The organism is Streptomyces sp. NPDC058289 (assembly GCF_042880975.1).
GTDB lineage: Bacteria > Actinomycetota > Actinomycetes > Streptomycetales > Streptomycetaceae > Streptomyces > Streptomyces stoeckheimensis.
The window spans coordinates 1-7,140 of sequence record NZ_JBHVYI010000176.1; the positions used below are offsets into that span (position 1 = coordinate 1).

Annotated in this window: 5 protein-coding genes; 3 read left to right on the plus strand and 2 right to left on the minus strand. The window is 71.4% G+C overall.

Annotated features, from left to right (window positions below; translation table 11 throughout):
• Positions 1-207 precede the first annotated feature (207 nt).
• Positions 208-972, minus strand: coding sequence for a hypothetical protein (locus tag ACFVX6_RS40280; RefSeq protein ID WP_389699552.1), 765 nt, complete (start codon positions 970-972; stop codon positions 208-210).
• Positions 973-1,186: 214 nt separating this feature from the next.
• The gene (locus tag ACFVX6_RS40285) at positions 1,187-2,866 is read right to left on the minus strand and encodes a PucR family transcriptional regulator (RefSeq protein WP_389699553.1); all 1,680 of its coding nucleotides are present in this window, start codon (positions 2,864-2,866) and stop codon (positions 1,187-1,189) included.
• 254 nt (positions 2,867-3,120) lie between these two features.
• On the opposite strand from ACFVX6_RS40285, the gene ACFVX6_RS40290 reads away from it, so the two are divergent.
• Genes ACFVX6_RS40290 through ACFVX6_RS40300 form a run of 3 tightly spaced genes read left to right on the plus strand, consistent with a single transcriptional unit; the run spans position 3,121 to position 7,036 of the window.
• Positions 3,121-4,017, plus strand: coding sequence for a xanthine dehydrogenase family protein subunit M (locus ACFVX6_RS40290; RefSeq protein WP_250744166.1), 897 nt, complete (start codon positions 3,121-3,123; stop codon positions 4,015-4,017).
• Between the two features lie 2 nt (positions 4,018-4,019).
• Positions 4,020-4,628: a (2Fe-2S)-binding protein gene (locus tag ACFVX6_RS40295; protein ID WP_274550125.1), complete on the plus strand. Its 609-nt coding sequence runs from the start codon at positions 4,020-4,022 to the stop codon at positions 4,626-4,628.
• A gap of 2 nt (positions 4,629-4,630) precedes the next feature.
• Complete coding sequence (locus ACFVX6_RS40300) at positions 4,631-7,036, plus strand: molybdopterin cofactor-binding domain-containing protein (RefSeq protein ID WP_328301484.1); 2,406 nt, start codon at positions 4,631-4,633, stop codon at positions 7,034-7,036.
• Positions 7,037-7,140 lie beyond the last annotated feature (104 nt).

Sequence of the window (7,140 nt, forward strand, 5' to 3'; positions counted from 1 at the left end):
AGGGCGGGTAGGGGACTTTGCCCCGCGCAGCGGCGAGGGGTGCTGCGGGGACTTCGCCCCGCAGGGCCGACCACCCGCACCCGCCCACCGGGCCCTACGCCGGGACGGCAGTGGCGAGCGCTCCGACCGGGCCACCGCCGGGCGGAGTCCGGCGCAGCGGCGCGAAGCCGGGGAGGCCCGCCGGGGCCGCACCGTGCCAGGGGTGCGTCAAGAAGGAGCAGGGGTCGGGTGGAGTTGGTCTGCCAGCCAGGTGGGGATGCCGCCCAAGAGGTGGAAGAGGCGGCGGGCCTCCGCGCGGAGGCGGGTGGCCTCCGGTTCCGGTTCGGCTTCGGCCAGGGCCGCCAGGGCGGGGGCCGTGCCGATCAGGAAGCCCAGGTCCTCCCGGATGCGGAGGGATTCCGCGAAGCCCTTGCGGGCTTCGGCGACCTCCCCGTCCCGCAGGGCCAGCGCCGCCAGGTGCCGCCAGGTGAAGGACAGGAGCAGGACGTCGCCGTGGGCCAGGGCACCCGCGTGGGCCCGCCGGTACGCCGGCAGGGCGGAGGAAGGCGCGTCCGCGAGGTGCTCCGCGACCAGGCCCCGCCGGAAGTCCAGCAGCGGCCGGGTACGCGACCCCGGAGACAGCAGCGCCGCCGCACGGCCGAGCGCGGAGCGGGCCTCGTCGGCCCGGTCGCGCACGCCCAGTACGGTCGCCGCGTACGCCAGGTGACCGCGCTCGCACGCGGCCGCGCCCCGGTCGTCGTCGTCCTGGGAGACCGCTTCGGCCACGCGCAGCGCGTCCTCGGCCTCGGCCCAGCCCTGCCCGGTGAACAGGCAGCGTTCGACCAGCAGCCCGGTCCGCTGCACGGCGGCTCCGGCATCGTGCAGGTGCGGCGTCAGCAGGGCCGCCGCGTCGGTCCAACAGCCGCGCGAGCGCAGCCGCCATATCGCCCGCTGGAGGGGGTCGTCTCCCCCGATAGTTCCGGCACTGGACATGGCGGTATCCGCCACATTGCCCTCCCCAAAGCAACCAAGCAGCACGTCGTTGAGCCCTGGGGCGAAATGAGAGCACGGATCGGCAGGTTCGGCCAAGGGGTCGGGTGAACTCTTTCACAAAGTCCGGACGGATCATCAGCCACCCCCGCCCGGCCCGGACTCGGCCCCCACTCGGTCCCGACCGGCCCCCCGGCCGGTCAGGCGGTGGATCTTCTCAGCTCATCCGCAGTGCCAGGAAGAAGTCGAGCTTGTCCTCCAGGCGGGAAAGGTCCCGCCCCGTCAACTGCTCGATTCGCCCGACCCGGTACCTCAGCGTGTTGACGTGGAGGTGCAGCCGCGTCGCGCAGCGGGTCCACGAGCCGTCGCAGTCCAGGAAGGCTTCGAGCGTGGGGATGAGCTCCGCCCGGTGGCGGCGGTCGTAGTCCCGCAGCGGGTCCAGCAGCCGGGCCGTGAAGGCGCGGCGGACGTCGTCCGGGACGAACGGGAGCAGCAGGACGTGCGAGGCGAGCTCGTGGTGGCCGGCCGCGCAGACCCGGCCCGGGCGTGCCGCGGCGACCCGGCGGGCGTGCCGGGCCTCTTCCAGGGCTCCGCGGAGCCCCTCGGCGGAGGACACGGCCGCGCTGACGCCCAGGGTGAGCCGGCCGTCGTCGGCGAGCCCGGCCGCCAGGGGGTCCCGTACGGCCGCGAGCAGCGTCTCCGCGTGCAGGGCGGTGTCGGGGCCCTTCTCCTCGCCGGGCTCCCCGGCGGGCGCGGGCAGCGGTACGAGGGCGATCGCCTCGTCCCCGGCGTGCGCGACGGCGATCCGGTCCGAGGGCTCGGGCCCGGAGACCGACGGGTCGACGAGGATCTCCTCCAGCAGCGACTGGGCGACGGGGCCGCCGGCGATGTCGCCGCCGTCCCAGTCCACCCGGGCCACGACGACCTGCCAGTGCGGGGCGGTGCCCAGCCCGGGCAGGAGCACCGGCGCGGCCACCCGCAGGCGGGCGGCGATCTCGGCAGGCGGAGCGCCCGTCTGGACCAGCTCCAGGACCTCCTGGGCCAGCCGGCGGCGCACCGTGCGGGCCGCGTCGCGGCGGTCCCGCTCGACCGCGATGAGCTGGGTGACGCCCTGGAGCAGGTCGAGCCGCTCGGCCGGCCAGTCTCCGGCGTCGGCCTCGACGGCCAGCAGCCAGTCGGAGAGCACGCTCTCGCGGACGTCCCGGGCCGCCGGACCTGCGGCGCCGCGCCCGTGTCCCCTGATCGGGAAGAGGGAGTAGGTAATACCCTGGAGGGAGATCCGGTGCGGTCCCCTGCGGCCCGTCCGGACCGCCGCGAGGTGCTCGCTCGCCAGTGCCGCGCAGATGCCCGGCGCCAGCGGCTCGCCCGCCCCGGCGATCTGCCGGCCGGTGGGCGAGAGCACCCAGGCCCGGAGATCGAGGTCCGTGGTGAGCAGATCGAGCACCACATCCGGTCCACCACCGGCCGGACCGGAGGTCATGAGCCGGCGATGGCGGTCCACGACGGCCGCGAGGTCCCCGGCGCGCTCTCCCGACACCTGCCGCACCACGTACTCGGTGATGGTGGCGAATGCAACGTCTTCGTTTACGGCGAACAACGGGAGACGGTTGCGCAGACACGCCGTGACCAGGTCGTCGGGAATGTCACCCAGCTCGGCCTCGCCGGCCGCGAGCCCGGCCACGCCTGCGCTCGCGAGGATTCGTACGAACGGCTCGGAGTCGGCTGAATTTCGTCTCCATGCCAGGCCAGTGAGGACCAGTTCCCCTCCGGATAGGTATCGGCTGGGATCCCTCAGGTCGGTCGTCATGACCCCGCGGACCGTCCGGTCGAGTTCTTCCTCGCCGCCCAGCAGCCGCAGCCCCAGCGCCTCGGTTTCCAGCAGTGCGCGCAGCCGCATGATGTCGCCGCCGATCTGTCTCGAATGTTGCCGTTGGAAATCGGGCAGGTCGTCGCATCCTGCCTTTCATACGAATCTACAAGACGAGGGAGGTCCCCAGCCAACTCCTTCATGGTTTCGGTGACTGCACCCGAGGGACGGAGGGCCGGTGTACTGAGTCCACACCGCGTTAACAGCACGTGAACGACCAGTCGAGGGCCCAACGGCCTCCTGGCTTGAAGTGAACGACCCGATTAAGAAGAAGAGAGCCGCACATGGACTTCCTTCGCCCCGCCAGCTGGGAGGAGGCGCTCGCCGCTAAGGCCGAGTTCCCCACAGCTGTGCCGATTGCGGGTGGCACCGATGTGATGGTCGAGATCAACTTCGACCACCGTCGGCCGGAGTACCTCCTGGACCTGAACCGCATCGGTCTCCTGCGGGAGTGGGAGGTCGGCGAGGACGTGGTACGTCTGGGCGCCTCCGTCCCGTACACGCAGATCATGGAGAACCTCCGCACGGAGCTTCCGGGACTCGCGCTCGCCTCGCACACGGTCGCGTCCCCGCAGATCCGTAACCGCGGCGGTGTCGGCGGCAACCTCGGTTGCGCCTCGCCGGCCGGCGACTCCCACCCCGCGCTCCTCGCGGCTGGTGCCGAGGTCGAGGTGGAGTCCGTACGCGGATCCCGCCTGATCCCGATCGACGAGTTCTACACCGGCGTCAAGCGCAACGCGCTGGCCGCCGACGAGCTCATCAAGACCGTCCACGTCAAGAAGGCGGACGGCCCCCAGCAGTACTCCAAGGTCGGCTCCCGCAACGCGATGGTCATCGCCGTCTGCGCGTTCGGCCTGGCGCTGCACCCCGAGACCCGCACGGTCCGTACCGGAATCGGTTCGGCCGCGCCGACCCCGATCCGGGCGAAGGCCGCCGAGGAGTTCCTCAACGCCGCGCTCGAAGAGGGTGGCTTCTGGGAGTCCGGCAAGGTCATCACCCCGTCGATCGCCAAGCAGTTCGGTGACCTCGCCTCCGGCGCGGCCAACCCGATCGACGACGTCCGCGGCACGGCGAAGTACCGCCGCCACGCGGTCGGCATCATGGCTCGCCGCCAGCTCGTCTGGACGTGGGAGCAGTACCGCGGTTCGAACAACGGCCGCTCGCTTGAAGGGGCTGCGTAATCATGCGCGTCAATTTCACTGTCAACGGCCGTCAGCAGGAAGCCGACGACGTCTGGGAGGGCGAGTCCCTTCTCTACGTCCTGCGCGAGCGCCTGGGCCTGCCCGGTTCGAAGAACGCCTGTGAGCAGGGCGAGTGCGGTTCCTGCACCGTCCGTCTCGACGGCGTGCCGGTCTGTTCCTGTCTGGTCGCGGCCGGTCAGGTCGAGGGCCGCGACGTCGTGACCGTCGAGGGCCTGGCGGAGTTCGCCAAGCAGCGCGAGGAGCACGGCCACGGCGGTGCCTGCGGCACCGGCGGCGGCTGCGGCAGCAAGGGCGGCGTCACCCTGGACGCGGCCAAGCAGTGGCAGGCCAAGCCGGGCGACTCCCAGACCGGCGAGGGCGTCGAGCTCTCCACCATCCAGCAGGCGTTCATCGACGCCGGCGCCGTGCAGTGCGGTTTCTGCACCCCGGGCCTCCTGGTCCAGGCAGACGCGCTGCTGGAGGAGAACCCCTCCCCGTCCGACCAGGACATCCGTGAGTCCCTGTCCGGCAACCTCTGCCGCTGCACGGGCTACGAGAAGATCCTCGACGCGGTCCGCCTCGCGGCCGCCCGTCAGTCTGAGGCGGTCTGACCATGGCCCAGAACACGCGCACGGTCCCGGCGGGTACGCCGACCAACGTCACGCAGAAGCACAACAAGGGCGGCATCGGCGAGTCCACGCTGCGCCCGGACGGCACCCTCAAGGTGACCGGTGAGTTCGCGTACTCCTCGGACATGTGGCACGAGGACATGCTGTGGGGCCAGACCCTGCGCTCCACCGTGGCCCACGCCGAGATCGTCTCGATCGACATCTCCGAGGCCCTGGCGATGCCGGGCGTCTACTCGGTCCTGACGTACGACGACCTGCCGGCCGAGATGAAGAACTACGGCCTGGAGATCCAGGACACCCCGGTTCTCGCCAACGGCCGGGTCCGTCACCACGGTGAGCCGGTCGCCCTCGTGGCCGCCGACCACCCGGAGACGGCCCGCCGCGCGGCCGCCAAGATCAAGATCGACTACCGTGAGCTGCCGCTCGTCACGGACGAGGCCTCCGCCCTCGCCGAGGGCGCGCCGCTGATCCACGAGGGCCGCGATGACCACCACATCGGTCACGTCCCGCACCCGAACATCGTGCACCGCCAGCCGATCATCCGCGGCAACGTGGAAGAGGCCCGCAAGCGCGCCGACGTCATCGTCGAGGGCGAGTACACCTTCGGCATGCAGGACCAGGCCTTCCTCGGCCCGGAGTCCGGTCTGGCCGTACCGTCCGAGGACGGCGGCGTCGAGCTGTACGTCGCCACCCAGTGGCTGCACTCGGACCTCCAGCAGATCGCCCCGGTCCTGGGCCTGCCGCCGGAGAAGGTCCGCATGACGCTCTCGGGCGTCGGCGGTGCCTTCGGTGGCCGCGAAGACATCTCGATGCAGATCCACGCCTGCCTCCTGGCCCTGGCCACGAACAAGCCGGTCAAGATCGTCTACAACCGCTTCGAGTCCTTCTTCGGCCACGTGCACCGTCACCCGGCGAAGCTGTACTACGAGCACGGCGCCACCAAGGACGGCAAGCTCACGCACATGAAGTGCAAGATCGTCCTGGACGGCGGCGCGTACGCGTCCGCTTCCCCGGCGGTCGTGGGCAACGCCTCCTCCCTCTCGGTCGGTCCGTACGTCCTGGAGGACGTGGACATCGAGGCGATCGCGCTCTACACGAACAACCCGCCCTGTGGCGCGATGCGCGGCTTCGGCGCCGTCCAGGCCTGCTTCGCCTACGAGGCCCAGATGGACAAGCTCGCGGCGAAGCTGGGCATGGACCCGGTCGAGTTCCGCCAGCTCAACGCCATGGAGCAGGGCACGATCATGCCCACCGGCCAGGTCGTGGACGCTCCGGCGCCCGTCGCCGAGCTGCTGCGCCGGGTCAAGGCCCGTCCGCTGCCGCCGGAGCGCCAGTGGGAGTCCGCCGGCGAGAGCGCGGACGTCCGCGCGCTGCCCGGTGGTCTGTCGAACACCACCCACGGTGAAGGCGTCGTCCGCGGCGTCGGCTACGCGGTCGGCATCAAGAACGTCGGCTTCTCCGAGGGCTTCGACGACTACTCCACCGCCCGCGTGACCCTCGAGGTCATCAACGGCGAAGCGGTCGCGATGGTCCACACGGCCATGGCGGAGGTCGGCCAGGGCGGTATCACCGTCCACGCGCAGATCGCCCGTACCGAGCTGGGTGTCACGCAGGTGACCATCCACCCGGCCGACACGCAGGTCGGCTCCGCCGGTTCCACGTCCGCCTCGCGGCAGACGTACATGACCGGTGGCGCCGTGAAGAACACCTGTGAGGCCGTCCGTGAGGCGGTCCTGGAGATCGGCCGGCGCAAGAACGGCTCGTACCACCCCGCGTGGGCGACCGCCGAGCTGCTCCTCGAAGGCGGCAAGGTCGTCACCGATGGCGGAGAGGTCCTCGCGGACATCGCCGACATCCTCGAGGGTGAGGACGCGATCGACATCGAGCTCGAGTTCCGCCACGCGGCCACCGAGCCCTTCGACCTGGTCACCGGCCAGGGCAACGGTCACGTCCAGTACACCTTCGCCGCGCACCGCGCGGTCGTCGAGGTGGACACCGAGCTCGGCCTCGTCAAGGTCGTCGAGCTGGCGACCGCCCAGGACGTCGGCAAGGCGCTGAACATGCTCTCCGTGGTCGGCCAGATCCAGGGTGGTACCACCCAGGGCCTGGGCGTCGCGATCATGGAAGAGATCATCGTGGACCCGAAGACCGCGAAGGTGCGCAACCCCTCCTTCACGGACTACCTGATCCCCACCATCCTCGACACCCCGACCATCCCGGTCGACGTCCTGGAGCTCGCCGACCCGAAGGCCCCGTACGGCCTGCGCGGTATGGGCGAGGCCCCGACCCTCTCGTCCACCCCGGCCGTCATCGCGGCGATCCGGGCGGCGACCGGTCTGGAGATCAACAAGACGCCGATCCGTCCGGAACTGCTCACCGGCACCCTCTAGGACGGCTGGTGGGGGGGGGGGGGGGGGGGCCCCCCCCCCCCCCCCCCCCCCCCCGGGGGGGGGGGGGGGGGCGCAAAGAGACGAAGCAAGGCCCGCCCCCCAGA

Bases quoted from the DNA above. Each gene is read 5' to 3' on its own strand.
- ACFVX6_RS40295 (WP_274550125.1), top strand. From the start codon at position 4,020: ATGCGCGTCAATTTCACTGTCAACGGCCGTCAGCAGGAAGCCGACGAC.
- ACFVX6_RS40290 (WP_250744166.1), top strand. From the start codon at position 3,121: ATGGACTTCCTTCGCCCCGCCAGCTGGGAGGAGGCGCTCGCCGCTAAG.
- ACFVX6_RS40300 (WP_328301484.1), top strand. From the start codon at position 4,631: ATGGCCCAGAACACGCGCACGGTCCCGGCGGGTACGCCGACCAACGTC.
- ACFVX6_RS40285 (WP_389699553.1), bottom strand. From the start codon at position 2,866: ATGCGGCTGCGCGCACTGCTGGAAACCGAGGCGCTGGGGCTGCGGCTG.
- ACFVX6_RS40280 (WP_389699552.1), bottom strand. From the start codon at position 972: ATGTCCAGTGCCGGAACTATCGGGGGAGACGACCCCCTCCAGCGGGCG.